The following is a 26,349-nucleotide window of genomic DNA, read 5'->3' on the forward strand; positions in this document are numbered from 1 at the left end:
CGGAGTGCGCGGCGGAACGAACATTACCGGGTGGTGGAGAGGGGCGAAATGGAGCGCATTGTCAACGTGGCGCAAGGGGCGAGCGGTTTGGTGGGCAAGCTGGAGGCGGGCTCGGTGCTGCATGTGCCGGACTTCGGGTTTTCGCTCAGCGCCGCGGAGCAGGCTTTGCTCAACCCCGCGATTGCCGATCCCAAGCGCAAGAACATCAGCCTTGAGCCGGGCAACGGCGCGCTGCACGGCGTATTGGGCGGCGACGATGCCCAGCGGGCGGTGCGGGCGCTGATTTCTCGCTATCAGCAGGCGGCGGCCGACCTGCTGGCCCGCGTGCTGCCGGAGTACCAGGGCAAGACTCGCGCCGCGCCCACCAGCCTGCGCCTGGTGCGGGTGGAGGACCGCAAGACATCGTGGCGCAAGGACGACAGCCGGTTGCACGTGGACGCCTTTCCGTCGCGGCCTACCTATGGCGAGCGCATTCTGCGCGTGTTCTGCAACATCAATCCGGCAGGCGAGCCGCGCGTATGGCGCGTCGGCGAGCCGTTCGAGGACATGGCTGAAAAGATGCTGCCGCGCGTGCCGCGGCAATGGCCCGGCTCGGCCGCGCTGCTGGCGGGGCTGAAGATCACCAAGCGCAAGCGCAGCGGCTACGACCACATCATGCTGCACCTGCACGACGCGATGAAGGCGGATCTGGAGTATCAGGAACGCTGTCCGCAGCAGACGGTGCCGTTCGCGCCGGGCGGCGCCTGGATCTGCTTCTCCGACCATGCCTCCCACGCGGTGATGTCCGGCCAGTTCATGCTGGAGCAGACGCTGTGGCTGCCGCTGGAGAGCATGGATGATCCGGCCAAGTCGCCGCTGCGGCAGCTGGAGCGTCTGACTGGAAGAGCGCTGGTGTAAAGCTGTGCCTGACCCAAAGGACTGGTTTCTTGGTTTGTCATTTGCGGCTTCTGTTGCAAAATGACGCCATTCTCGCTGGCTGCGCCTGGTTCGGCCGCCGGCGGGAGTCTCCATTGAAAATCAGACGAAATGGCTGCCCCGCATGAATTCTCCGCAAGTTTCCGCGCATTCCCTTTCCCCCGTCCTGCCGCTCCCGGACTGGCGTTCCGCCGGCAAGCCGCCCGTCGCGGCCATTCAGGGCGAAGTGGCGACGCTGTTGCCGCTGGACGCCCCCCGGCACGGCGCGGCGCTGTTCCGCCTGTTCGCCGGCGACGACGCGCATTGGGAACACCTGCCTTACGGTCCCTTCTCCGATGAGGACGCGTTCATGACCTGGCTGGCGCTGACGGTGGCGCCGGCGGATGTTTCGCTCTACGTCGTCTTCGCCAAGGGCCAGGACCAGCCGCTGGGCTTTCTGGGATTCAGGCAGACGGTGCAGGCGCATGGCGCGGTGGAGATCGGCCACGTCAATTTCTCGGTCGGGCTGAGGCGAACCCGCCTGGCGACCGAGGCGGTGTATCTGCTGTTGCGGACCGCGTTCCAGTTGGGCTATCGCCGTTGCGAGTGGCGCTGCGACTCGCGCAATGCCGCGTCCGAGTCCGCCGCCCGCCGTCTGGGCTTCCGGTTTGAAGGCACGTTGCGCCAGGCGATGGTGGTCAAGCGCCGCAACCGCGACACCCATGTGTTTTCCATGCTGGATAGCGAGTGGCATGTGCTGCGTTCGGCTTACGAAGCCTATCTGGCCGATGGCAATTTCAGCGCCGATGGACGTCAGCTGCGTCCGTTGAGCGATTTTCTGTCCGCCGCCAGTGAAATCGCCTGAGGTCATGCCGGCGGCGGTGGAAGCGCCGCGCGACCCCTGGCTGGAGCGCTGGCTGCCGCTGCTGCGCGAGGCGGGGAGGGCGGGGCCGGTGCTGGAGATAGGCTGCGGCGGCGGCGAGGACACCGAACGGCTGGCTGCGGCCGGCCTGGAGCTGGTGGCTTTTGATGTGTCCGCCGCCGCGGCGGCTATCGCCGCTAGCCGGGCGCCGGCCGCCCGCGTGCTCTGCCGGGACGCGCGCCAGCCGTTTCCGCTGGATGGCCGGCAAGCGGGAGCGGTGGTGGCCAGCCTGTCGCTGCACTACTTCCCCTGGGACGAAACCTTGGACATCGTGTCGCGCATCCGACAGTGCCTGGCGCCCGGCGGCAAGCTACTGTGCAGGCTCAACGCCACTGATGATCACCATTACGGCGCCAGCGGGCACCCCGAGATCGGGCCCGATTATTATCTGGTGGATGGCGCGCCCAAGCGTTTCTTCAACGAGCGAGCGGTGCGGGGCTTGTTCGCCGACGGCTGGCGGATGCTGTCGCTGGAGCATCATGTCACCGGCAAATACGGCCTGCCCAAGGCCTTGTGGGAAGCGGCGCTGGCGCGCGAGGCCTGAGCCCGCGGTTGGGGATTCGACGACACTGTTTCAAGCGGGCGCCAGGAATGCGCGCGCGCTCGAAACGCGCCGCCAAAATCGGTTACAATGGCCGATTCGCTATCCAGACCCACAGCCAGAACATGAGCACGGAAAACAACGCGCCGGTTGTCAACAACTTCATTCGCAGCATCATCGACGAGGATCTGGCCGCAGGCCGCCGCAGCTCGGTGGTGACCCGCTTCCCGCCGGAGCCGAACGGCTTCGCCCACATCGGCCACGCCAAGGCGATTTGCATCAACTTCGGCCTGGCCGAAGACTACAACGGCCAGTGCAATCTGCGCATGGACGATACCAATCCGGAGAAGGAGTCGGACGAGTTCGTCGAGGCGTTCAAGCAGGACATCAGCTGGCTGGGCTTCAAGTGGAATGGCGAGGTGCGCTACGCATCGGACTATTTCGACCGCCTGTACGGCTACGCCGTCGAACTGATCCAGGCCGGCAAGGCCTATGTGGACGACCTGTCCGCCGAGGAAATGCGCCAGTACCGCGGCAATCTGACGGAGCCGGGCAAGAACAGCCCCTACCGCGACCGCAGTCCGGAAGAGAACCTGGACCTGTTCACCCGGATGAAGAACGGCGAGTTCGCCGACGGCAGCAAGACGCTGCGCCTGAAGATCGACATGGCCTCCGGCAACATCAATCTGCGCGATCCGGCCATCTACCGCATCCGCCGCGTGCATCATCACCGCACCGGCGACAAGTGGTGCATCTACCCGATGTACGACTACACCCATTGCATTTCCGACGCCATCGAGGGCATCACCCATTCGCTGTGCTCGCTGGAGTTTGAAGACCACCGCCCGTTGTACGACTGGGTGCTGGACAACATCAGCATCGGCCACCATCCGCAGCAGATCGAGTTCTCGCGGCTGGAGCTGCTGTACGCGCTGACTTCCAAGCGCAAGCTGCAGGCGCTGGTCAACGACGGCTTCGTCACCGGCTGGGACGATCCGCGCATGCCCACCATCGCCGGCATGCGCCGCCGCGGCTACAGCCCGGCCGGCATCAAGCTGTTCGCCCAGCGCATCGGCGTGTCGAAGAGCGAAAACATCATCGACATGGCCATCCTGGAAGGCGCGGTGCGCGAGACGCTGGAAAACGACTCGCCGCGCGTGATGGCCGTGGTCAATCCGCTGAAAGTGACGCTGACCAACTACGATGCCGCCGTCACCGCCAGCCGCAGCGCGCCGTTCCATCCGCACCATCCGGAGTTCGGCGAGCGCGATGTGCCCATCGCCCGCGAAATCTGGATCGAGCGCGACGACTTCGCCGAAACGCCGCCGCCGAAGTGGCAGCGGCTGACCGCCGGCGGCGAAGTGCGGCTGCGCTACTCCTACGTGATCAAGTGCGACGAAGTGGTGAAGGACGCCGATGGCGAAATCGTCGAGCTGAAGTGCTCGATCGACCACGACACGCTGGGCAAGAACCCGGAAGGCCGCAAGGTCAAGGGCGTGATCCACTGGGTGTCGGCCGAGCACGCGATCCAGGCCGACGTGCGCTGGTACGACCGCCTGTTCACTGAGCAGCGTCCGGACGCGGTGCGCGGCGAAGACGGCGAATACGTCGACTTCCGCCAGTTCTTGAGCCAGGAATCGTTGAAGCTGGTGCCGGCCTATGTGGAAGCTTCGGTGTTGCAGGCGGAGCCGGAAACCCGCTTCCAGTTCGAGCGCCTGGGTTACTTCGTCACCGACCGCTACGAACACCGGCAGGGCGACAAGGCCGTGTTCAACCGCACCGTCGGTTTGAAGGACAGCTGGAAATAAGAGTTAGCCGTACCGCCGATGGCGAACCCCAGGGTTCGCCATTTTTGCGTGTGGAGCGGTTCCGCGCGCAAGCCGGCTTGGCAAGCCGGACAATAAGGAGAAAAAATGCACACCAAGCTCACATCCATCGCGCTATCCCTGTTGGCCGCCGGCCTGTTGTCCGCTTGCGCGACGCCGCCGGGCAAAGGTAATTACGATAGCGGCAAGACCTACAAGATCACCATCTTGCACACCAACGACCATCACGGCCGCTTCTGGCCCAATAGCGATGGCGAATACGGCCTCGCCGCCCAGAAAACGGTGGTGGACAAGGTGCGCGCCGAGGTGAAGGCCGAAGGCGGCTACACGCTGCTGCTGTCCGGCGGCGACGTCAACACCGGGGTGCCGGAGTCCGATCTGCAAAACGCCGAGCCGGATTTCCGCGGCATGGACCGCATCGGCTACGACGCGATGGCGGTGGGCAACCACGAGTTTGACAAGCCGGTGCCAGTGCTGATGCAGCAGCGCAAGTGGATCAGCTTCCCGATGCTGTCCGCCAACATCTACCAGGACGGCAAGCGGATGTTCGATCCCTACGCCATGTTCAACCTGGGCGGCGTCAAAGTGGCGGTGATGGGCCTGACCACCGACGACACCGCCAAGATGGTGAATCCGGCGCAGATCAAGGGCATTGAATTCAAGAGCCCGGTCGCCGAGGCCGCCACCCTGGTGCCGGAGCTTCGCCGGAAGGCCGACATCGTCATCGCCGCTACCCACATGGGCCATTACGCGGACGGCAATCACGGCGTCAACGCGCCGGGCGATGTGGAGATGGCGCGCGCGGTGAAGGGCCTGGACCTGATCGTCGGCGGCCATAGCCAGAACCCGGTGTGCATGAAGGCGGAGAACGTTCGCGACGACGCCTACGTGCCGGGCGCGGCTTGCGCGCCGGACCGCCAGAACGGCGCCTGGATCGTGCAGGCGCACGAATGGGGCAAGTATGTCGGCCGCGCCGATTTCGAATTCCGCAACGGCAATCTCAAGCTGGTGAAATACCAGCTGATTCCGGTCAACCTGAAAAAGACGGTGAAAACGGCCGACGGCAAGACCGAGAAAGCGCCGTACGCCGAGCTGATTCCAGAGGACAGCAAGCTGAGAAGCTTCCTCAAGGCTTATCAGGACAGGGGGCAGGCCGAGTTGGGCGTCAAGGTGGGCGAGTTGTCGGCCAAGCTGGAGGGCGACCGCTCCGTGGTGCGCGGCCAGCCCACCAATCTGGGCGTGTTCGTCGGCGAGGCGATGATGGCCAAGACCCAGGCCGATTTCGCGGTGATCAACTCCGGCGGCATCCGCGACTCGCTGCCGGCGGGCGTGGTCAGCTACAAGGATGTGCTCAAGGTGTTCCCCTTCGGCAGCACGCTGGCCTATGTCGACATGAGCGGGGCCGAGGCGCTGGATTACCTGAAGGCCGCGGCGCGGATGACGCCGGGGGCCGGGGCTTACGCCCAGTTCGCCGGCGTGAAGCTGCGCATCGTCGGCGGCGAGCTGCAGCAGGCGCTGGTAGGAGGCAAGCCCGTCGATCCGGCCAGGCGTTACCGCGTGGCGATCAACAGTTTCATGGCTGCGGGCGGCGACGGCTATCCCAAGATGGCTCAACATGCGGGTTACGTGAACACCGGCTTCGTCGACGCCGAGGTGCTGAAAGACTACGTGGCCAAGCATTCCCCGGTTAAGGCGGAGCGTTACGCGCCGGCAGAAGCGGTGCTGCGCCAGTAAGTCCAGGGCGAGGCAAGGAAAGGCCGCGTCGGCAGACGCGGCTTTTTTCATTTCCGAAGCTGGCGGATTATCTGGGGGAGGATGGTTGGCATGTAGTCTGGCAGCTACATTGTTTTGTGTTTGCCGACGGTCAAGGAAGCCCGTTTTGCCAGCCGCGGCCCGCTTGAGGCGGCTGTCGCGGCAATGGTATGGTGGTGGTGTTAGCAGCGTAGGCCAGCTGTCCAGCCCAGGCGCTGCCCAGACAGTCCACACTATCAGGTTGCGATCATGACCAAGCCAAGAGCCGTATATCTGCAATCCGGCGGACCCACCGCCGTTCTGAACGCCTCCGCCCAGGGCGCGATTGAAACCGCGCGCCGCCTGGGGCTTTCCCTTTATGCCGCTTACGATGGGCTGGCCGGCCTGCTCGATGGCCGGCTGTGCGATACCGACGCGGTATCCGATACCGCCATCGCCCAGCTCGCCTTCATGCCCGGCGGCAGCTTCGGCGTCAGCCGCCGCATGATAGGCACTTACGAGGAGGCGCCGGAAGACTGGCTGCGCCTGCGCGACGTGCTGGCCAAGCACGACATCCGCTATCTGCTGATCAACGGCGGCAACGGCTCGCTGGGCTGCGCCGAGCGGCTGGTGGATTTTGAAAAGCACACGGGCTACAAGCTGGGCGTGATCGGCATCCCCAAGACCATAGACAACGACCTGGTGGGTACCGACAACAGCCCCGGCTACGGCTCCTCCGCCAAGTTCCTGGCCAGCGCCATGCGCGAGGTGGGCCTGGACATGACCAGCATGGGCTGGGGCCGCGTCTTCATCATGGAAACCATGGGCCGCCATACCGGCTGGCTGGCCGCCGCCTGCGCCGCCTCCTCACGCAGCCCGCAGGAAGCGCCGCACCTGCTGCTGCTGCCGGAAGTGCCGTTCGATCAGGAACGCTTCCTGGCCGCGCTGGACGGCTGCCTGGCCAAGTACGGCCAGTGCGCGATCGCGGTGGCCGAGGGCATTACCGGCAAGGATGGCCGCTTCGTCGCCGAGGCGAAGAAGTCCGAAACCTACGGCCACGAGCAACTCGGCGGCGCCGGCCACTGGCTGGCCCAACTGATTCTGCGCGAGCGCGGCATCTCCGCCCATGTCGCCCAGGTGGACTATCTGCAGCGCGCCGGCGGCCACCTGGCGTCCGCCACCGATGTGCGCCAAGCCTATGTGATGGGCGAGAAGGCGGTGGAGTGGCTGCTGGCAGGCAAGACAGGCCTGATGGCTGGCATCCGGCGCTTGAACGACCATCCTTACTGTTGGAACGTGGACGAAGTGCCGCTGTCGGCGGTGGGCGACAAGGAAAAATCGCTGCCGCCGGAATTCATCGGCGAGGATGGCTTCAGCGTCACCCAGGCTTTCCTCGATTACGTGAAGCCGTTGATGGAAGGCGAACGCATCCCGCCGTTCAAGGATGGTTTGCCCGACTACCGACCCATCGCCTGGCCGCGCGTCTGATTGTGTTTGGGGAATGGCCGCCGCTTGCCGGCGGTTTTTCTTTGCCCGGCGCTGGTGCGCGCTGTCCGGGGGTGTGTAAAATGCCGGCTTCTCTGTTGGATTGAAAGCGCAACACGGGTTTGCGGCTGGGTCGGGGCGTTTTGCTGTCGCGTGCTTGGAATGGCGTCATGCGGGCGCGGCGGCGACGGGACCCTTCTTGCCGGTGCCTGGATGTCATCTCCATGTCTTTGAATATCACACCCAGTGTCGGCGCGGATAGTTATCGTCCCGACATAGACGGCCTGCGGGCCTTTGCCGTGCTCAGCGTCGTCGCGTTTCACATCGGGTTGCCGGGCTTGCCTGGCGGCTTTATCGGGGTCGACATCTTCTTTGTCATCTCCGGCTACCTGATCAGCGGCCTCCTGAAAAAGGAACTGGTCGAGCGGGGGCGGATAGATTTCAAGGCCTTTTACGCGCGCCGCATCCGGCGGTTGGCGCCGGCCCTGGTGCTGGTGGTGCTGGCCACTTTGCTCGCCGCCTATTTCGTCATGCTGCCAGACGACCAGAACAAGTTGGGCCGGGAGGTGCGCGGCGTCGCGCTGCTGTCGGCCAACCATCACTTTCTGCAGCACGCTTTCGACTACTTTGATTCCGATTCCGATCTGAAGCCGATGCTCCACATCTGGTCTCTGGCGGTGGAGGAGCAGTATTACCTGGTGTGGCCGCTGTTGATGTGGCTGGTGTTCCGCCGCTGGGGCAGCGGAAGCTCTGGCAGGGAGCGCCCGGTGCGCGGGCTGCTATCCCTGGTCTGGCTGCTGTCGTTCGGCCTGTGCCTGTGGCTGTCGCTGCATGACACGCCCAGAGCGTTTTACCTGATGCCGGCTCGCGCCTGGGAGTTTGCTTCCGGCGCGCTGCTGGCGATGGCGCCGCAGCGAGCGATGGGCCGCGGGCGGGCGGCGTCGCTGGCCGGGGCGGGCTTGCTGTTGCTGGCCGGCTCGGTTTTGTTCCTGAACGATAAGATGCTGTTCCCGGGGTGGATCGCCCTGCTGCCGGTGCTGGGTACGGTATTGCTGATCTGGGGCGGAGCGGCGAACCGGGACAATCCGGTCAGCAGGCTGATGTCCTGGCGGCCCTGGGTGGTGGTCGGCATTCTTTCTTACGGTTTTTACCTGTGGCATTGGCCTCTGTTGGTGCTCGGGCGCTATTGGGGATTGGGAGAGCGCGCGCTTGAGCGCGACTTCCTGCTGGGCGGCGTGCTGGCCTTGGGCCTGGCCTGGCTCAGCTATCGCTATGTCGAGCAGCCGTTGCGCCAGCGCCGCCTGCCCTGCCTGGGCGCGGTCAAGCCGACGCTGAAAACCGGCCTGTGGCTGACTCTGTCGATGTGGTTGCTGGGCACGGTGTCCATGTACGCGCCCAAGCATTTTCCGTGGCTGGGGCAGCAGGCCATTCTTCAGGCCAAGCATGACGCGATGTCGTTCAACGACGCGTGCAATATGCCGGGCGACGGCTTGCCGCTCCCGCCTCGAGCGGCCTGCATGATAGGGCAGCCGAATGCGCCTCTGCGCCTGCTGGCCTGGGGGGATTCCCATACCGACCACCTGATGCCGATGTATGAGCAGTTGGCCAAACAGCATGGCGTGTCCATTCTGAGGCGGGTCTACCATGGCTGCCCTCCGCTGCCGGATGTCACGCCGGTGGGCGAGGGCAAGATGCGGACCTGGTGCACCCGCTTCGCGCGCGCAGTGCGCGAGGAGTTGCCGGATTTGAAAGCCAAGGGCGTGACCGGGGTGTTGATGAACGCCCGCTGGATAGGCTACGCCGCGGAGGTGCTGCCTGGCAGGCCAGCGCAGACTGGGGTGGTGGAGGCGGGCCTGCAGGGCGTGCCGAAACTGCCGGGCAATATGATCGCCGGCGTGCCGCCGCTGGATCACGCCAGCTCGATGCGCGTGCTGGAAGCGGCGCTGGGCAGGCAGGCGGCTTATCTGCAATCGCTTGGCTTGAAGCTGGTGTTGGTATCGCCTGAGCCGGAGATGCGCTATTCCCCGGCAGAGTGCGTCGCGCGGAAGGGCGCGCAGGCTTGTAATGTGCCGCGCCAAAACGTGGAGTCGGAGCGCGCCGAAGTGGCGGCCATGCTGGGGCGCCTAACGGCTGCGCATGCGAATGTCCGCCTGTGGGACCCGATAAACCGCTTCTGCGACGCGGACACCTGCTACGCCAGCAAGAACGGCCTGATCCGCTACCAGGACCGCGATCATATCGGCGCCACCATGGCGCGCAGCTTGGGCGCGGATTTCGACGTCGATTTTCGTTGGGCTCTGGCACCGTGACGCGCCGGGCCCCGGTTGCGGTTTTCTGCACAGCCGGGAAGCCCACTCTGATACAATCCGAACTTTTGACTGTCCAACCATAGGTTTCAATCATGCTTAGCCTGTACAACACACTGACCCGCCAGAAGGAAGCGTTCAAACCCATCGAACCCGGCAAAGTGAGCATGTACGTCTGCGGCATGACCGTTTACGACCTCTGTCACATCGGCCACGCGCGCATGCTGGCCGCCTTCGACGTGATCTACCGCTGGCTGAAGACGTCGGGCTACGACGTGACCTATGTCCGCAACATCACCGACATCGAGGACAAGATCATCAAGCGCGCGCTGGAGCGCGGCATCACGCCGGATCAACTGGTGGAGGATACCATCGCCGACATGCGCCAGGACGCCGCCGCGCTGGGCCTGCTGCCGCCGACGCACGAGCCGCGCGCCACCCACCACGTGGGCGGCATGATAGCGCTGATCGAACAGCTGATCGCCAACGGCAAGGCCTATCCGGCCGCCAACGGCGACGTCTACTACGCGGTGCGCGAGTTCGAGGGCTACGGCAAGCTGTCCGGCCGCACGCTGGACAAGCTGCGCGCCGGCGAGCGGGTGGAAGTGGACCCGAACAAGCGCGATCCGCTGGATTTCGTGCTGTGGAAGGCCGCCAAGCCGGGCGAGCCGTCCTGGGACAGCCCGTGGGGCAAGGGCCGTCCGGGCTGGCATATCGAGTGCTCGGTGATGAGCTGCCACCATCTGGGCGAGCATTTCGACATCCACGGCGGCGGCGAGGACCTGCAGTTCCCGCACCATGAGAACGAAATCGCCCAGTCCGAGGGCGCGCACGGCCATCAGTATGTCAATTACTGGCTGCACAACGGCTTCATCAATGTCGACGGCGAGAAAATGTCCAAAAGCCTGGGCAACTTCTTCACCATCCGCGACGTGCTGCAGCACTTCGACGGCGAGGTGATCCGCTTCTTCATCGTGCGCAGCCACTACCGCAGCCCGGTGAACTACACCGACGGCATCCTCAACGACGCCAAGCACGGCCTGACCCGACTGTACACCGCCCTGCGCGGCATCGAGCTGCCGGCGTCCGCGGGCATCGATTGGAACAACGCTTACGCCGCCCGCTTCAAGGCGGCGATGGACGACGACTTCAATTCGTCCGAGGCGGTGGCGGTGCTGTTCGAGCTGGCCGGCGAAGTGAACAAGAGCCGCGACCCGCAGCTGGCCCGCCTGTTGAAGGATCTGGCCGGCGCGCTGGGCCTGCTGGAGCGCGATCCCGAGGCCTTCCTGAAGGGCGGCGCCGGCGAGGGAGAGTTGTCCGCCGAGCAAGTGGAAGGGCTGATCCAGGCGCGCAAGGACGCGCGCGCCGCCAAGAATTGGGCCGAGTCCGACCGCATCCGCGACGAGCTGACCGCCAAAGGCATCGTGCTGGAAGACGGCGCCGGCGGCACCATCTGGCGCCGCGCCTGACGCGGTTTGGCCGCCAGCGCTTGTCAACGGCGGCCAAACGGCGGATAATGCCGTGTTTCGTAAAGCAGTGCAGGCAAAACCCCTGCACCCGATTTGAAAGGTAGAGAGATGAAAACCGATATTCACCCGAACTACAAAGAACTGTCCGTCACCTGCTCCTGCGGTCAACAGTTCGTGACCAAGTCCACCATGTCCAAGGACGCCTTCTCCATCGAAGTGTGCTCCAGCTGCCACCCGTTCTACACCGGCAAGCAAAAGATCGTGGACACCGCCGGCCGCGTGGACAAGTTCAACCAGAAGTTCGGCAGCTTCTTCAAGCGCTAAGCGCTACGCCGGATTCCGGAAGAAAAAAAAGGCAGCTTTATGGCTGCCTTTTTTTGTTCTGCGGCGTAGGAAATTGCAATGCGAGATAAATATGGCCCTGCATATTGTTTACTTGTCACACGGCGGCAAGAAATACCACGATCAAACCCGATTTTCCATTCTGACGCTGCTGCACCTGCTGATCGCCGAGCGCCGAGATGACATCCAAGTCGCGGTTTACACCGACGATCCCGCCAGCGTGCCGCAGCATGAACTGATTAAGATTTTCCCCCTCACCGCGCAGCAGCTGCGCAGTTATCGCGGCCAATTCGACTACGTGCACCGCATCAAGCTGATGGTGATGCAATGGGCGAACGCCGAACTGGGCTCCGCGTTGATGTACGTGGATTGCGATACCCGTTGGTTGTCGCTGCCGCATTCGGTGTTCCAGGCGCTGGAGCAGGGCGGCGTTTGTTGCATGCATGTGAAGGAAGGCAGTTTGGGACCAGGCTTCTTCCCGGAATATCAAGCGGCTGTCCGCAAGCATGAGGCTCCATTGCGAAGTTTGGGTCTGGCTGATGGTTTGGCGCTGGAAATGTGGAATTCCGGCGTGATCGGCACGCCGGCCGGCGCGGATGCGTTCTACGCCAGCGCGTTGGCCATCAACGATTATCTGCTGCCGCGGATGCGCCCGCGGAATTGGACTGAGCAATTCGCGCTGTCACTGGTCGCCTGCAGCCAATACAGGATGCTGGCGCTGGGCGATGCCTTGCACCACTATTGGAATTACAGCTACGAAGCCCCCATTTATCTTCAGGAAGTGTTCTCGGCAATGGATGCCAGCTGGGATGTGGAGCGGCAAGCCCGTTATTGCGCCGAGCTGGAATGGGACGAGGCCAGGTTGAAGGCGATTCAGGCCGCGCCGGAACACAAGCATCGCCGTCGCAGCAATAAGTGGCGCGCGTCCATCGCCAAGCGCAAGATAGACCTGCGGGCTTGGCTGGCCCTGTTGACCGGTGGGCTGAGTCAACCCCCTCATCAAGTCTGATCCGACATGCTGACTTACTCCGCTCAGGCCAACGCATTGGCCAAGCCGACCGAAAAACCCTGGATGCTGTTGCTGCTGTGCTTCATCTGGCTGTGGCCCGGCATTCTGGGGCACGATCCCTGGAAGCCGGACGAGCCTTTCGTGTTGGCTGTCGCGCAGGGCATGCTGGACAGCGGCAACTGGCTGTTGCCCATGCTCAACGGCGCGCCTTATCTCGATAATGCGCCCTTGTATTACTGGTTGGCAGCCGGCTGCATCAAGCTGTTCTCGCCCTGGCTGCTGCCGGCGCATGACGCGGCCAGGCTGGCGACGCCGCTATTGATGTCGCTGTCGCTGTTGCTGGCTGGCATGGCCGGGCGCGACTTGATAGGCCGCCGCCATGGCCGCAGCGTGGTGATGATCCTGATCGGCTGCATCGGCCTGGTGGAGTCCGGGCATCAGCTGACGCCGAATGTCGCCGCCTTCGCCGGCCTGTCCGCCGCGTTCTATGCGCTGGCGCTGGCGCTGCGTTCGCCTGGCCTTGCCGGCGCGGTCCTGGGCGCGGCCAGCGTGGCCACCTTCCTGGGAGGCAGTCTGCTGGACCTGGCCCTGATCTGGCTGGTGGCGCTGATGTTGCCGGCGTTCAGCGGCTGGCGGCGCAAGAATTACGCGATCACCTTGTTGCTGGCCTTGCTGCTGGCGCTGCCAGCCATCTTGGTGTGGCCGATGCTGTTGCATAGGCTGTATCCGGCAGTGTACGCAGAGTGGTGGGGCGGCTATGCACTGGGCCAGACCAGCGGTTTCCATCATGTCCGGCTGTTCCATGATTTCGGCTATTACAGCCTCAACATCCTGTGGTTCGCCTTCCCGGCCTGGCCGCTGGCGCTGTGGACGCTGTATCGGAATCGCCAGCTGCAATCGGCCAGGTTGCAGCTGCCCTTGTTGTTCGGCTTGATGATGGCGGTGCTGCTCACGTTGTCCGACCGAACCAACATCACCGACGCGATGCCGCTGCTGTTGCCGCTGGCGGTGCTGGCCGCGGTGGAGCTGGACAATCTGCGGCGCGGCGCGGCCGCCTTCCTCAACTGGTTCGCGCTGATGACCTTTGGATTGTTCGGCCTGCTGGTATGGCTGGGCTGGGCGGCGATGAACTACGGCTGGCCGGAAGGGCTGGCCGGAAGGGCGCAGTATTTCAGCCCGTTCTACCAGCCGCACGTATCCTGGCCGCAGGCCGCCGGCGGCCTGATCGCCACGCTGGTATGGCTGTGGGCGCTGACCCGGCCCCATCTGCGCGGACGGCAGGCGATCACCAACTGGACGGCTGGGCTGACGTTGCTGTGGGGGCTGGGCATGTCGCTGTGGCTGCCTTGGTTCGATGCGGCGAAGAGCTACCGCCCAGTGGTGGAGAGCATGCTGCGCAAGTTGCCGGCCACCGCCACCTGCATCGCCACCGAAAACCGCAACAGCCTGGCCCAGATCAGTTGGCGCTACTACGCCGGCATCGACTTGCTCTCGTTCCCGGCGGGCGAGGCGCCGCCCTGCGAGTACTGGCTGGTGGTGCGCAACAGCGAGGAGGGCGTGGCAGAACCCGGCTGGCAGGTGTTGTGGACCGGCAACCGGCCGCGCGAGCAGAACATGACTTTCGCGCTGCTGCAGCGGCTGCCGCCGCCCAAAGCCGCCAAGTAGGGACGCTCATGGAAAGGGAGCCGCGCCGGACGCATGCCGGCGCGGCTCTTTTCATGGCGGGGCGGCGAAAGGCTTTCGGGCGGCAGGCTTTCCGGCTAGGCGCGCTCGATGTAGTCCAGCATGCCCGCCACCAGCGCGTCGAACGCCGTCTTGCAGGCGGGACTGTGCCGCAGGTCCTCGTGCATGGTGATCCAGGTGTCCAAACGCAGCGCGTAGCGATCAGGCAGAATGCGCCGCAAGCCATCCCGCCGCGCCAGGGGCAACTGGCAGAAGCCGATGCCGGCGCCGGCGCGCAACAGCGCGAGCTGGGCCAGATCGCTGTCGCTGCGCAAGGCAAAACGCTCGCGGTCCAAGCCGGGCATCCATTTGGCCGCTTCCCGTTGGAAGGCGCTGGGCTGGTCGAAGCCGATCAGGCTGTGTCGGCCCAGATCTTCAACTTCGAAAGGCTCGCCGCGCTCGGCCAAGTAGGCGGGGGCGGCGAACAGGCCGATCTCGATGTCGCCGATGGGGCGGGCGATCAATTGCGACTGTCGCGGACGCGTCATGCGCACAGCGATATCCGCCTCGCGTTGCAATAGGTCTTGCGCGCGGTTGCTTGGAACCAATTCTATCGTGATTCCCGGATGGCTGCGGCGCAGCGCCGCCAGCATGGGTGGCAGCACTTCCGCGCCGACTACTTCGCTGGCTGTGATTCGCACCACGCCGCTTGGATCGTTGCCTTGGCAGGACGCCATCCTCTCCAGCGCCGCCGCGTGGCTGGCCATGGCCTCCGCATGCGGGCGCAGCGTCTGCGCCGCGTTTGTCGGCAGCAGCCCGCCAGGAAAGCGGGTAAACAGAGAAATGCCCAGCGCGGCTTCCAGCGCGTCGATATGCCTGCCTAGCGTCGGCTGGGTCTGGCCCAGCGTCCGCGCCGCGGCGGACAGCGACCCCTCCCGCAGCACGGCGAGAAAGGAACGGTATAGTTGCCAGTCTATCGTGTTGTCCATGCATAAATGTATGGGTGATATGCCATTTTAGTCAATTCCGTATTGATGGACTCCGCCATAGCATGGCTGCACCGATACAAATCAAGGAGCAGAACCATGATCACAAGAGAAACGGCATTGGTGGTGGGCGCGGCAGGCGGCATAGGCGGAGAGGCGGCGCGCCAGTTGCGCGACGCGGGCTGGGAAGTGCGCGGTCTGGCGCGAGGGCTGGAGCAGCCGGTCCAGATTCGCGACGGCATCGTCTGGATACGAGGCGACGCGATGCGGCCGGACGATGTGGCCAAGGCGGCGGAGGGCTGCGCGGCCATCGTCCATGCGGTGAATCCGCCCGGCTACCGCAACTGGTCGGAACGGGTGCTGCCCATGCTGGACAACACCATCGCCGCGGCGAAGCGCGAGGGCGCCATCGCCGTGCTGCCTGGCACCGTGTACAACTACGGACCGGATGCGTTTCCCCTCATCAGAGAGGAGGCGCCACAGCGCCCGATGACTCGCAAGGGCGCGATACGGGTGGAAATGGAAGCCCGCCTCCGCGCTTATGCGGCCGACGGCGGCAAGGCGCTGATCGTGCGCGCCGGCGACTTCTTCGGCCCCAGAGCGGGCAATAACTGGTTTTCGCAAGGCCTGGTCAAACCCGGCAAGCCGATACGCCGCATCCAGAATCCGGCTGCGCCCGGCGTTGGGCATCAATGGGCTTATCTGCCGGATGTGGCGCGCAACATCGTCGCGTTGCTGGAGCGGCGCGAATCGCTAGAGCCATTCGCCTCTTTCCATTTGGGCGGTCATTGGGATGCGGACGGCGAGCAGATGGCGCAGGCCATCTGTCGCGCATTGCGACGGCACGGGGTGGACGCCAAGGTGAGCGCCTTTCCATGGCGGCTGATCCGGCTGATCTCGCCGTTCAACGCCACGCTGCGGGAAATGATGGAAATGCGCTACCTGTGGCGCCAGCCGGTGCGGATGGATAACGGCAAGCTGCTCGGCGTGCTGGGGCGAGAATGGGTGACGCCGCTGGACGAGGCGGTGGAAGCGACGTTGAAGGGCTTGGGTTGCTTGCCGGAGTGATTTTATTGGGGAGACTGGCGGCATTTCGCACAAAAAGGAATCATGGGAGCGGCGGATAAATGGGAGGCAGGCGTTTACTTCTCACTCAATCCTGCGAGAATATGAGTCTTCTGCTCATCGGAAATCGGCAAGACCGAAATCAGTTTCTCTTTGGCTACGCCCGGAATGTGCTGGGAGATATTGCCGATGTCGGATGGCAGCGCCGGATTGTCCGGGTTTTGCATCAAGTGACGGGCGCAGTCTATGGCGATCTGCGCGATATGGGTGCGGGGCCGATCTACGCCGCGGATCAACTGGCTGATCATTTGTGGCAATTGCCAGACATCGGCCAAGACCAGCGTCAATTGCCGGAAGGTGAATCCGGCGGAATTCAATTGGGCGAGGCCGGTTCGATTGGCTCGCCCGGATTCGAATTCCGCGATGGCTCCGGTCGGCAATTCCGGCGCGAAATGCCACAGCAGCAATTCGCCGGTTTCGGAAAGCAGGGTGGCCAGCGAGATTTCCTCCGGCGAGGCGTCGGAACGGAAATTGGACCAGGCGCGGGCGATGCTGGAGGCCAAGACCGCGGTGGAAACGGCGGCTTGCCAGCCCGGGTGGTCGACATGGACAACCGGGCTTCCCGCTATCAGCGAATACAATTCATCGCTGCCCAGCTGGAGTATGGTGGCGAGTTGGGTGGTGGTTTCCTTGCCCAGGCGCCGGGAGCGGTGCCTTTCGGCCTCTATCAGCAGCTTGACGGCCAGATAAGGGTCGTCATGCACGAATTCGGCTAGTTCTCTCGGCGAAAACTCCGGGGCGTCCTTGCCTTGCGACTTCAGCGACTGGAACATGTCCCGGGTCGCCAACAGAACAGGTATTTCCTTGTCTTTCAGGTAAGCCGCCCACTGTTCAACACCCCAGCTTTGCTGGTGCCGACTCAACATACTTGCTCCGCTCAGAAAACGCCGCTTGCCGTCTTTGCGAAGACGCTCAAACGATATTCGCGCGCGGTCCGCGGCGTGGAAGACCTTTGCCTCTTCGCTTAATAATAAGCCAGTTTTCCGTACTCGGCGATTAAAAACGGATGGCGGCCTCAATGGATATCCGATGCCAGGCCCAGGCTGGGGATGGGCGTCTGAATCCTCGCGGTATGGGAATGGCCAAGCGAGTCGCCTAAACGGATGCCGGGCGGCGTTTGCCCGCATGGTTTTCGGCAACGTGATTCTTTCCGCTATGGCCGGCTGGCGATTTCGGCGCGCGCCAATGAAAAACGAGGACGGCGGCCCTCGTTTTTCATGGATGGATTCATTCGCCCAATTCGCTCAGGTTCTCAAAAAGTTTCAGCGCTTCCGGATTGGCCAGCGCGCTGACATTGTTGACCGGGCGGCCGTGGATCACGTTTTTCACCGCCAGCTCCACGATCTTGCCGCTGACCGTGCGCGGGATGTCGGCCACCGCGATGATGCGCGCCGGCACGTGGCGGGGGCTGGCGCCGCTCTTGATCTGCGCCTTGATCCGATTGACCAGCTCTTCGTCCAGCGCCGCGTCCTCGCGCAGCTTGACGAACAGCACCACGCGCTCGTCGTCCTGCCAGGTCTGGCCGACGGCCAGGCTTTCCAGGATTTCCGGGAACGCTTCCACCTGGCGGTAGATCTCGGCGGTGCCGATGCGCACGCCGCCGGGGTTGAGCACCGCGTCGGAACGGCCGTAGATGATTACGCCGTCGTGCTCGGTGACTTCGGCGTAGTCGCCGTGGCACCAGATGTTGGGGAAGCGGCCGAAGTAGGCCTGGCGGTATTTCTCGCCGTCCGGATCGTTCCAGAAGCCTATCGGCATCGATGGGAACGGCTTCTTGCAGATCAACTCGCCTTTTTCGCGATACAGCGGGCGGCCCATCTCGTCGTAGATGTCCACCGCCATCCCAAGGCCGCGGCATTGCAGTTCGCCGCGGTACACCGGCAGCGTGGGCGCGCCCAGCGCGAAGCAGGACACGATGTCGGTGCCGCCGGAGATGGAGGCCAGGTTGAGGTCGGCCTTGATGTTCTCGTATACCCAGTCGTAGCTTTCCGCCACCAGAGGGGAACCCGTGGAGAACAGGCTGCGAAGCTTGGCCAGCTGCCAGTCGCGGGCGGGGACGATGGGGGTCTTTCTCAGGCTGTCGATGTATTTGGCCGAGGTGCCGAAGTGGGTGAAGCCGTGCTCGGCGGCGTAATCCCACAGCACGCGGCCTTCATCGGCGAACGGCGAGCCGTCGTACAGCATCAGCGCCGCGCCGGAGGCGAGGCCGCTTACCAGCCAGTTCCACATCATCCAGCCGCAGGTGGTGAAGTAGAACAGGTGGTCGCCGGCGTGGACGTCGGCGTGAAGCTGGTGTTCTTTCAGGTGCTGCAGCAGTGTGCCGCCGGCGCCGTGGACGATGCACTTGGGCTTGCCGGTGGTGCCGCTGGAGTACAGGATGTACAGCGGGTGGTTGAACGGCAGGCGGAGGTATTCCACCGGGCGCGCGTCGAAGCCGGCCAGGAACGCGTCCAGCGTCTGCGCGCGCGGCACGGCGGCGGCGAAGTCGGCGCCGTCGCCCAGATAGGGAACCACCACGAAGCGCTCCACGCTGGGGAGTTTTTCCGCCAGGTGGATCATCTTGGCGCGGATGTCCACCGCTTTGCCGTTGTACCAGTAGCCGTCGGGGCAGAACAGAATCCTGGGCTCGGTCTGGCCGAAACGGTCCAGCGCGCCATCGGTGCCGAAGTCGGGCGAGCCGCTGGTCCATACCGCGCCCAGGCTGCTGGCGGCCAGCATCGCCGCCAGCGCGGCCGGCATATTGGGCATGAAGCCGGCCACGCGATCGCCCGGCTGGATGCCGGCGGCGCGCATCGCCTGCTGCAGGCGGGAAACCAGCTGGTTCAACTCATGCCAGCTCAGCTTCTGCTCGATCTTGTCTTCGCCGCGGAACACCACGGCCAGGCTGTCGTCGTCCCGGCGCAGCAGGTTTTCCGCGAAATTGAGCCGCGCTTCGGGGAAGAAGCGGGCGGCCAGCATGTCGTCGCCGTTCTCCAACGCCACGCCGCCCTTGTCGCCGATCACGCCGCAATAGTCCCAGACCAGCGACCAGAAGCGGCCCGGGTCTTCCACGCTGGCGCGCCACAGGCGGTGGTAGTCGGGCAACTCCTTGCCGCAAACGGTTTCGGCCAGGCGGGCGAAGGCGGTGAGATGGCAGCCGGCCAGCCGCTCGGCGGACGGGCTCCAGATCGGGGTATTGCGTGCTTGCATGGTTTCTCCTGTGCGCGGCCCGCGGTATGGCTTTGGCTTGACGGGGCGGGCCGGCTGGTATGGTTTTCAGCTCTGGCGGCCGAGCGCGTGCGCCAGCTTGGAGGCGGGGGGCTTGCCCAGCGCGTCGGCGATGAACCAGGCGACGTCCACCAGTTTAGTGAGATCTATGCCGCTGTGGTAGCCCTCGCCGGCCAGCAGGTAGGCCACGTCTTCGGTGGCGACGTTGCCGGACGCGCCGCGCGCGTACGGGCAGCCGCCCAATCCGGCGACCGATGCATCGAACACGCGCAGCCCCGCATCAAGCGCCGCGCGGATGTTGGCGACGGCCATGCCGTAGGTGTCGTGGAAGTGTCCCGCCAGTTGCTTGGCCGGCAGCGCGTCCAGCACCGCGTCCAGCATTTCCCGCACCGACGCCGGCGTGCCCACGCCTATGGTGTCGCCCAGCGAGATTTCATAGCAGCCCATGTCGGCCAGCGCCCTGGCCACTTCGGCCACTTTGCCGGGCGCGATCTTGCCTTCGTAGGGGCAGCCGGCCACGCAGGACACATAGCCGCGCACCTTGACGCCGGCGTCCCGCGCGCGGCGGGCCACGCTCTCGAAGCGGCGCAGGCTTTCTGCGATGCTGGCGTTGATGTTTTTCTGGCTGAAGCTCTCGCTGGCCGCGCCGAACACGGCGATCTCGCGCGCGCCGGCCGCCAGCGCCGCGTCCAGCCCCCGGTCGTTGGGCACCAGCACCGGATAGGCGATGGGGCCGGAGGCGTCCAGCGCGGCCAGCACCTCGGCGCTGCCGGCCATTTGCGGCACCCACTTGGGCGAGACGAAGGCGCCGGCCTCGATAGCGGACAGGCCGGTTTCGGACAACCTGCGGATCAGCTCCAGCTTGATTTCCGCGCTCAGCGGCAGTTTCTCGTTTTGCAGCCCGTCGCGCGGACCGACTTCCACAATCTTGACGCTTTGCATGGCTTGGCTTTCAACGCTTGGGCTGAACGGGGATGTAAATGTCCATTTGCAGGCTGGGCTGGCCAGGGGCGCAGCGGCCGTCGTAGCGCTCGAAGGAGGCGCCGATGGCGTGCTCCCATTTGGCGGACGCGGGCAGCCACTGCCCGTAGATGTGCTGCCAGGTTGCGACGATGGCTTCGCCGAACCGGGCCGGATCGGCCGCCGGCGGCGTGGTGAACACCGCGTATTTGGCCGGCGGCAGGGCGCGGCGCTCGCTGTCGGCGGGCGGCTCGCCATCGGCCGGGCATTCCATGGCGATCAGGTAGCGGAAACTGCCGTCCGCCGGGTTGAAGTCGCAGGTGACGCCGTATTCCGGAGCGTGCGGCCTGCCCAGCGACTCCAGCAGCGGTTGTCGCAGCCGCTGGGCGTAATCGTTCCAGAAGGCCGGAATCTGGCGCAGGTTGTCGCCGTTTTCCAGCCGGGTATCGATGCCGTAGCCGGCCAGGGCCAGGCCGGGGTGATTGATGATGACGGGGTCCATGGCGGGTCTCGTTACCAGGTTCGGTCAAGGTCTTCCGCGTAAAAGCGGATGGCGCGGCGGTAGGCTCGGATGCCGTGATCGGCGCTGCCGTCCGCCAACAGGGTGAGCAAGCTTTGCGTGGCTTCCTTGTGCTGGCCGCGGTTGTACAGCGCCATCGCCAGAAAGGCGCGCAGCGCGTGGTGTTGCGGAAACAGCCCGCTTCCTTCGCGCAGCGCGGCTTCAGCCGCGTCGAAGCGGCCCAGCGCGCGGTGGCTGCTGCCCAGGCCCAGCCAGGCCTCGGCCGCCGCGTCGCCGCTCAGGCCCAACTCCAGCGCCTGCTGGTAGTGGGGGATGGCTTCGGCTTCCAGGCCCAGGCTGTCGTGGATGCAAGCGCAGAGATAATGCAGCTCGGCATGCTGCGGCTGTTGCCGCAGCAGTTCCAGCGTCTGCCGGCGCGCGGCTTCATGCTCGCCGCGCTGGCGCAGCTGTTGGATGGCTTCCAGGGCGATATGCATATCCTTGTCTTTGCTTGTTATTGAAATGACTTCGTCATTCTGCGGCAAAGTCTACCAGTTCGTCACCATCATTGACCTGCTCGCCGGCGGAGAAGTAGAAATCCTGCACCACGCCGTCGCCCGGCGCGGTGATGGTGTGCTCCATCTTCATCGCCTCCAGAATCAACAACGGCGAGCCTTTGGCCACCCATTTGCCTATCTTGGCCAAGAGCGCCACCACGCGGCCCGGCATCGGCGCCTTGAGGTGGGTTTCGCCGTGAACGCCCAGCTCGGTGTAGGCGTAGGGGTCCACCCATTCCACAGCCAGGCGTTCGCCGTTTTCGAACAGCACGCGCTGCGCGCCGTGGCGCGCCACCGCGGCCTTGATGGCCGCGCCATCCAGCACGGCATGCAGCTGGCAACCATTCAACTGCGCGCTGGCGGAGAACGATTGTCCCTCCACGGAAATGGCGAAGCCGTTGGTTTGGTGGCGCAGCGCCGCGCGGTATTCTTCCTCATCCTGGCGGAAGGCGAAGTGGCGCGTCTGCTCGCCGTTCAAGCGCCAGCCGGCGGCCGCCGGGTAGGGCGCTTGCTGCGCCAGCGCCTCGGCCAGCGCCAGCAGGGCCAGTTGTCGGGCCGTCGGCGCGGCCGGCGGCGGCAACAGTTCGTCGTGGTGGCGGGCGATCAGCCCGGTATCGACGTAGCCGCCGGCAAAGCTGTGATGGTTCACGATGCGGCGCAGGAATGACACATTACTGGACAGGCCGACGATCTGGTATTGCGCCAGCGCGGCGTCCATCTGCCTGAGCGCCGCTTCGCGGGTTTCGCCCCACACGATGAGCTTGGCGATCATCGGGTCGTAGAACGGCGAGATGGCGTCGCCTTGCTCCACCCCGGTGTCGATGCGCACATGGGCGGACTCTACAGGCGTCGCCAAGTGGAGCAAGGCGCCGGTGGAGGGCAGAAAGCCCTTGTCTGGATCTTCGGCGTAGATGCGGGCCTCGATGGCGTGGCCGCGAATGGCCAGTTGGTCTTGCTTCATCGGCAGCGCGCCGCCGGCGGCGACGGCCAGTTGCCAGGCCACCAGGTCCTGGCCGGTGATCATCTCGGTTACCGGGTGCTCCACCTGCAGCCGGGTGTTCATCTCCATGAAGTAGAACTTGCCCGTGTCCACGTCCATGATGAACTCGACCGTGCCGGCGCCGACATAGCCGACGGCGCGCGCGGCGGCGACGGCGGCTTCGCCCATCGCTTCGCGGGTGGCCTGCGGCAAGTGCGGGGCCGGCGCTTCTTCCAGCACTTTTTGATGGCGGCGCTGCACCGAGCAGTCGCGCTCGAACAGGTAGACGCAGCCGCCCAGTTTGTCGGCGAACACCTGAATCTCCACGTGGCGCGGGCGGGTCAGGTATTTCTCCACCAGCACCTTGTCGTCGCCGAAGCTGGCGCGGGCTTCACGCTGGCAGGAGGCGAGGGCGGCGGCGAAGTCGTCACTCTTTTCCACGATGCGCATGCCCTTGCCGCCGCCGCCGGCGCTGGCCTTGATCAATACCGGATAGCCGATGGCGTCGGCCTGGCTTTGCAGCAACGCCGGATTTTGATCATCGCCGTGGTAGCCGGGCACCAGCGGCACGCCGGCTTTTTCCATCAGCGCCTTGGCGGCGGATTTGCTGCCCATCGCGGCGATGGCGGAGGCCGGCGGGCCGATGAAGGCGATGCCGGCGGCCTCGCAGGCGGCGGCGAAGTCTTCATTCTCGGACAGGAAGCCGTAGCCGGGATGCACCGCCTGCGCGCCGCATTGTTGGGCGATGGCCAGGATCCGGTCGGCGCGCAGATAGGATTCGGCGGCCGGGGCCGGGCCGAGACGGTAGGCCTCGTCGGCCAGCTTGACGAAGCGGGCGTTCGCGTCGGCGTCGGAATAGACGGCGACGGTGGCGATGCCCAGGGCCTTGGCGGTTTGGATGACGCGGCAGGCGATTTCGCCGCGGTTGGCGATCAGGATCTTATTGAACATGGCGGTCTCCCGCGGCGAAACCGCCCCGGCGCTTGCGCGCCGGCAGGCGATTTTGCTGCGCAGCTGCGCAGCCCTGCGGCTGCTGGTCACCGCGGTTGGCGATCAGGATTTTATTGAACATGGCTTTGTCCGGGTTATTCCTGCCATTTCGGCGCGCGTTTTTCGAAGAATGAAGCCAGGCCTTCGCGCGCTTCGTCGCCGGCGCGGATGGACGCGATGCGCATGGCGGTGCGTTCGAGCAATTGGTCGTCCCAGGGCGAGCCTTCGCGCAGCTCCGCCAACAGCAGCTTGGCCTCGCGCAGCGCGCCGGGCGCGCCCTTGGCCAGCTCCTCGGCGACCTCGGCCACCCGCTCGTCCAGCAGCGCCTCGCTGACCAGTTCGTGTATCAGGCCCAGCTTCAGCGCGGTGCCGGCGGTGATGCGCTCGGCGGACAGGAAATAACGCCTGGCCTGGCGCCAGCCTATCGCGTCGGCGACATAGGGGCCGATGGTGGCCGGGATCAGGCCCAGCCGCACTTCGGTCAACGCGAACTTGGCGGCGTCGGTGGCGATGGCTACATCGCAGGCGGCCGCCAATCCGGTGCCGCCGGCCATGGCCGCGCCGTGGATGCGGGCGATCACCGGCTTGGCGCTGCGGTAGACGCTTTTCAGCATGGCGGCCAGCTTTTGCGCGTCGGCCAGGTTTTCCTCTTCCGTGTAGCCGGCGGCTCGGCGCATCCAGTCCAGGTCCGCGCCGGCGCAGAAGCTCTTGCCGCGGCCTGCCAGCACGATGACGCGGATGGATTCGTCACGGTTCAGTTGCCGCATCGCCTCGCTCAGTTCGGCGATCAACACTTCGTTCAACGCGTTGTGCAGCTCCGGCCGGTTCAGCCAGACGGTGGCGATCTTGCCGCTGTGTTCGATTTGCAGCGTGGTGTAGCTCATCATCCGCTCCTTACATCCGGAACACGCCGAAGCGGGTCTGTTCAATCGGCGCAGACAGCGCGGCCTCAATCGCCAGCGCCAGCACGTCGCGGGTCTGGGCCGGGTCGATCACGCCGTCGTCCCACAGCCGCGCGCTGGCGTAGTAGGGGTGGCCCTGTTCCTCGTACTGCTGGCGTACCGGCGCTTTCAGCGCTTCTTCCTGTTCCGGGGTGAAGGCGTCGCCCAGCTGTTCTTTTTTCACCTGGGCCAGCACGCCGGCGGCCTGCTCGCCGCCCATCACCGAGATGCGGCTGTTCGGCCACATCCACAGGAAGCGCGGCGAGTAGGCGCGGCCGCACATGCCGTAGTTGCCCGCGCCGAAGCTGCCGCCTATCAGCACGGTGAACTTGGGCACCTTGGCGCAGGCCACCGCCGTCACCAGTTTGGCGCCGTCCTTGGCGATGCCGCCGTTTTCGTATTTCTTGCCCACCATGAAGCCAGTGATGTTCTGCAGGAAGATCAGCGGAATGCCGCGTTGGCAGCACAGCTCGACGAAGTGCGCGCCTTTCAGCGCGGATTCGGAGAACAGGATGCCGTTGTTGGCCAGGATGCCGACGCGGTAGCCGTTGAGGCGGGCGAAGCCCGTGACTAAAGTCGTCCCGTAGTTTTGCTTGAATTCGTCGAAGTCGGAATCGTCCACCAGGCGGGCGATGATCTCGCGCACGTCGAACGGCTTTTTCGGATCGGCCGGGATCACGCCATAGATTTCCTCCGCGGCGTAGCGCGGCGGCTTGGGCTCGGCGCGGTCCAGCTCGCCCTGCTTTTTCCAGTTCAGGTCGGACACGATGCGGCGGGCGATGGACAGCGCGTGGGCATCGTTCTGGGCCAAGTGGTCGGCCACGCCGGAGATTTTGGCGTGCACGTCGCCGCCGCCCAGCTCCTCGGCGCTGACCACTTCGCCGGTGGCCGCGCGCACCAAGGGCGGGCCGCCCAGGAAGATGGTGCCCTGTTCCTTGACGATGACGGTTTCGTCGCTCATCGCCGGCACGTAGGCGCCGCCGGCGGTGCAGCTGCCCATCACCACGGCGATCTGCGGAATGCCCATGGCCGACAGATTGGCCTGGTTGTAGAAGATGCGGCCGAAGTGTTCCTTGTCCGGAAACACCTCGTCCTGCAGCGGCAGGAAGGCACCGCCGGAATCCACCAGGTAGACGCAGGGCAGGCGGTTGTCGCGGGCGATCTCCTGCGCGCGAAGATGCTTCTTCACCGTCATCGGGTAATAGGTGCCGCCCTTGACAGTGGCGTCGTTGGCGATGATCAGGCAGTCGATGCCGGAAACGCGGCCGATGCCGGCGATCATGCCCGCGCCGGGCGCGTCGCCGCCATACATGCCGTAGGCGGCCAGCTGGGACAGCTCCAGAAACGGCGCGCCGGGGTCCAGCAACAGGTCGATGCGCTCGCGCGGCAGCAGCTTGCCGCGCGCGGTGTGTTTGGCGCGGGCTTTCTCGCCGCCGCCCAGCGCCGCTTGGGCGACTTTCTGTTTCAGATCGTCCACCAGCGCGCGCATCTTGTCGGCGTTGGCGACGAAGTCCGCGGCGCGCGGCGACAGCTTGGATTCAAGAATAGGCATATGGTTTACCTTGTCATTCGGCGTCGACGAACCACACCGCGGCGATCAATCCATCGGCGTTGACGTCGTAGATGGCGACGGCGCGAAAGCGGTTTTCGCCGTCCAGCGTCACGTCTTCATGGTCGATGACGCGGCTGCCCTGCACGATGCGATGCAGCAGCGCGGCGTGCAGCTTGGGCAAGTTGAAGCGCTTGTTGGCGTAGTGGTCGGCCAGCGCGGCGCGGCCATGCAGGCTCAGCGTCATGGCCGGCAGGCGGTAAACCTTGACGTCCTCGGCGTAGCAGGCGGCGAAGGCTTCAAGGTTGCGGGCGTTGTAGGCGTCCAGCTGGGCCTGGACGATGTGTTCGGCGGCGGTCATGTTCGAGT

At 65.0% G+C, this 26,349-nt stretch carries 23 protein-coding genes; 12 read left to right on the forward strand and 11 right to left on the reverse strand.

All coding sequences use genetic code 11. From position 1 onward, the window contains the following. Window positions 1-48 precede the first annotated feature (48 nt). The 11 genes from DK842_RS15930 to DK842_RS15980 all read left to right on the forward strand — a co-directional run bounded on the left by DK842_RS15930 (window position 49) and on the right by DK842_RS15980 (window position 14,190). A complete protein-coding gene (locus tag DK842_RS15930; RefSeq protein ID WP_114062327.1) occupies window positions 49-897 on the forward strand; it encodes a Kdo hydroxylase family protein in 849 nt (282 codons plus the stop codon). Window positions 898-1,039: 142 nt separating this feature from the next. Further along, window positions 1,040-1,759, forward strand: a complete 720-nt coding sequence (locus tag DK842_RS15935) for a GNAT family N-acetyltransferase (protein WP_114062328.1) — start codon at window positions 1,040-1,042, stop codon at window positions 1,757-1,759. Further along, window positions 1,746-2,360 (forward strand): class I SAM-dependent methyltransferase, encoded by a 615-nt coding sequence (locus DK842_RS15940; RefSeq protein WP_232538502.1) that lies wholly within the window; start codon window positions 1,746-1,748, stop codon window positions 2,358-2,360. The genes DK842_RS15935 and DK842_RS15940 overlap by 14 nt, the downstream gene beginning before the upstream one ends. A gap of 122 nt (window positions 2,361-2,482) precedes the next feature. Then, a complete protein-coding gene (locus DK842_RS15945; protein WP_114063766.1) occupies window positions 2,483-4,165 on the forward strand; it encodes a glutamine--tRNA ligase/YqeY domain fusion protein in 1,683 nt (560 codons plus the stop codon). A 105-nt stretch (window positions 4,166-4,270) separates the two neighbouring features. Then, window positions 4,271-5,917, forward strand: coding sequence for a bifunctional UDP-sugar hydrolase/5'-nucleotidase UshA (gene ushA, locus DK842_RS15950; protein ID WP_114062330.1), 1,647 nt, complete (start codon window positions 4,271-4,273; stop codon window positions 5,915-5,917). A gap of 267 nt (window positions 5,918-6,184) precedes the next feature. Continuing rightward, complete coding sequence (locus tag DK842_RS15955; protein ID WP_114062331.1) at window positions 6,185-7,402, forward strand: 6-phosphofructokinase; 1,218 nt, start codon at window positions 6,185-6,187, stop codon at window positions 7,400-7,402. 221 nt (window positions 7,403-7,623) lie between these two features. Continuing rightward, entirely contained in the window at window positions 7,624-9,708 is a 2,085-nt protein-coding gene (locus tag DK842_RS15960) for an acyltransferase family protein (protein WP_168194901.1), read from the forward strand. A gap of 92 nt (window positions 9,709-9,800) precedes the next feature. Beyond that, window positions 9,801-11,174 (forward strand): cysteine--tRNA ligase, encoded by a 1,374-nt coding sequence (gene cysS / locus DK842_RS15965; protein WP_114062333.1) that lies wholly within the window; start codon window positions 9,801-9,803, stop codon window positions 11,172-11,174. Between the two features lie 108 nt (window positions 11,175-11,282). Further along, window positions 11,283-11,498 carry a 50S ribosomal protein L31 gene (gene rpmE, locus DK842_RS15970; RefSeq protein WP_114062334.1) on the forward strand — a complete coding sequence of 72 codons (216 nt, stop codon included), beginning with the start codon at window positions 11,283-11,285 and terminating at the stop codon, window positions 11,496-11,498. Between the two features lie 91 nt (window positions 11,499-11,589). After that, window positions 11,590-12,525: a hypothetical protein gene (locus DK842_RS15975; protein WP_114062335.1), complete on the forward strand. Its 936-nt coding sequence runs from the start codon at window positions 11,590-11,592 to the stop codon at window positions 12,523-12,525. A 6-nt stretch (window positions 12,526-12,531) separates the two neighbouring features. After that, window positions 12,532-14,190 (forward strand): ArnT family glycosyltransferase, encoded by a 1,659-nt coding sequence (locus tag DK842_RS15980; protein ID WP_114062336.1) that lies wholly within the window; start codon window positions 12,532-12,534, stop codon window positions 14,188-14,190. A gap of 95 nt (window positions 14,191-14,285) precedes the next feature. Here the strand turns inward: DK842_RS15980 and DK842_RS15985 are convergent, their stop codons facing one another. Further along, complete coding sequence (locus DK842_RS15985) at window positions 14,286-15,176, reverse strand: LysR family transcriptional regulator (protein ID WP_114062337.1); 891 nt, start codon at window positions 15,174-15,176, stop codon at window positions 14,286-14,288. A 96-nt stretch (window positions 15,177-15,272) separates the two neighbouring features. Between DK842_RS15985 and DK842_RS15990 the strand changes: the two genes are divergently transcribed. Continuing rightward, window positions 15,273-16,241, forward strand: coding sequence for an NAD-dependent epimerase/dehydratase family protein (locus DK842_RS15990; protein WP_114062338.1), 969 nt, complete (start codon window positions 15,273-15,275; stop codon window positions 16,239-16,241). Window positions 16,242-16,315: 74 nt separating this feature from the next. Here the strand turns inward: DK842_RS15990 and DK842_RS15995 are convergent, their stop codons facing one another. The 10 genes from DK842_RS15995 to DK842_RS16035 form a co-directional block, all read right to left on the reverse strand. Next, entirely contained in the window at window positions 16,316-17,437 is a 1,122-nt protein-coding gene (locus DK842_RS15995) for an HDOD domain-containing protein (protein WP_145964056.1), read from the reverse strand. Window positions 17,438-17,525: 88 nt separating this feature from the next. Beyond that, window positions 17,526-19,487, reverse strand: coding sequence for an acetoacetate--CoA ligase (locus tag DK842_RS16000; RefSeq protein WP_114062340.1), 1,962 nt, complete (start codon window positions 19,485-19,487; stop codon window positions 17,526-17,528). 66 nt (window positions 19,488-19,553) lie between these two features. Beyond that, window positions 19,554-20,447 carry a hydroxymethylglutaryl-CoA lyase gene (locus tag DK842_RS16005; RefSeq protein ID WP_114062341.1) on the reverse strand — a complete coding sequence of 298 codons (894 nt, stop codon included), beginning with the start codon at window positions 20,445-20,447 and terminating at the stop codon, window positions 19,554-19,556. Window positions 20,448-20,457: 10 nt separating this feature from the next. Beyond that, the gene (locus DK842_RS16010; RefSeq protein WP_114062342.1) at window positions 20,458-20,967 is read right to left on the reverse strand and encodes a GyrI-like domain-containing protein; all 510 of its coding nucleotides are present in this window, start codon (window positions 20,965-20,967) and stop codon (window positions 20,458-20,460) included. Between the two features lie 11 nt (window positions 20,968-20,978). Beyond that, window positions 20,979-21,461: a tetratricopeptide repeat protein gene (locus tag DK842_RS16015; RefSeq protein WP_114062343.1), complete on the reverse strand. Its 483-nt coding sequence runs from the start codon at window positions 21,459-21,461 to the stop codon at window positions 20,979-20,981. Between the two features lie 34 nt (window positions 21,462-21,495). Next, window positions 21,496-23,451 carry an acetyl/propionyl/methylcrotonyl-CoA carboxylase subunit alpha gene (locus DK842_RS16020; protein WP_114062344.1) on the reverse strand — a complete coding sequence of 652 codons (1,956 nt, stop codon included), beginning with the start codon at window positions 23,449-23,451 and terminating at the stop codon, window positions 21,496-21,498. Then, entirely contained in the window at window positions 23,441-23,572 is a 132-nt protein-coding gene (locus DK842_RS24120) for a hypothetical protein (RefSeq protein WP_268877713.1), read from the reverse strand. The genes DK842_RS16020 and DK842_RS24120 overlap by 11 nt, the downstream gene beginning before the upstream one ends. Window positions 23,573-23,585: 13 nt before the next feature. Next, window positions 23,586-24,374, reverse strand: coding sequence for an enoyl-CoA hydratase/isomerase family protein (locus tag DK842_RS16025; protein WP_114062345.1), 789 nt, complete (start codon window positions 24,372-24,374; stop codon window positions 23,586-23,588). A gap of 10 nt (window positions 24,375-24,384) precedes the next feature. Then, window positions 24,385-25,983: a carboxyl transferase domain-containing protein gene (locus tag DK842_RS16030; RefSeq protein WP_114062346.1), complete on the reverse strand. Its 1,599-nt coding sequence runs from the start codon at window positions 25,981-25,983 to the stop codon at window positions 24,385-24,387. Window positions 25,984-25,996: 13 nt separating this feature from the next. Continuing rightward, a complete protein-coding gene (locus DK842_RS16035; RefSeq protein ID WP_114062347.1) occupies window positions 25,997-26,341 on the reverse strand; it encodes a nuclear transport factor 2 family protein in 345 nt (114 codons plus the stop codon). Between the last annotated feature and the right edge of the window lie 8 nt (window positions 26,342-26,349).

It is taken from the genome of Chromobacterium phragmitis (assembly GCF_003325475.1).
Lineage (GTDB): Bacteria > Pseudomonadota > Gammaproteobacteria > Burkholderiales > Chromobacteriaceae > Chromobacterium > Chromobacterium phragmitis.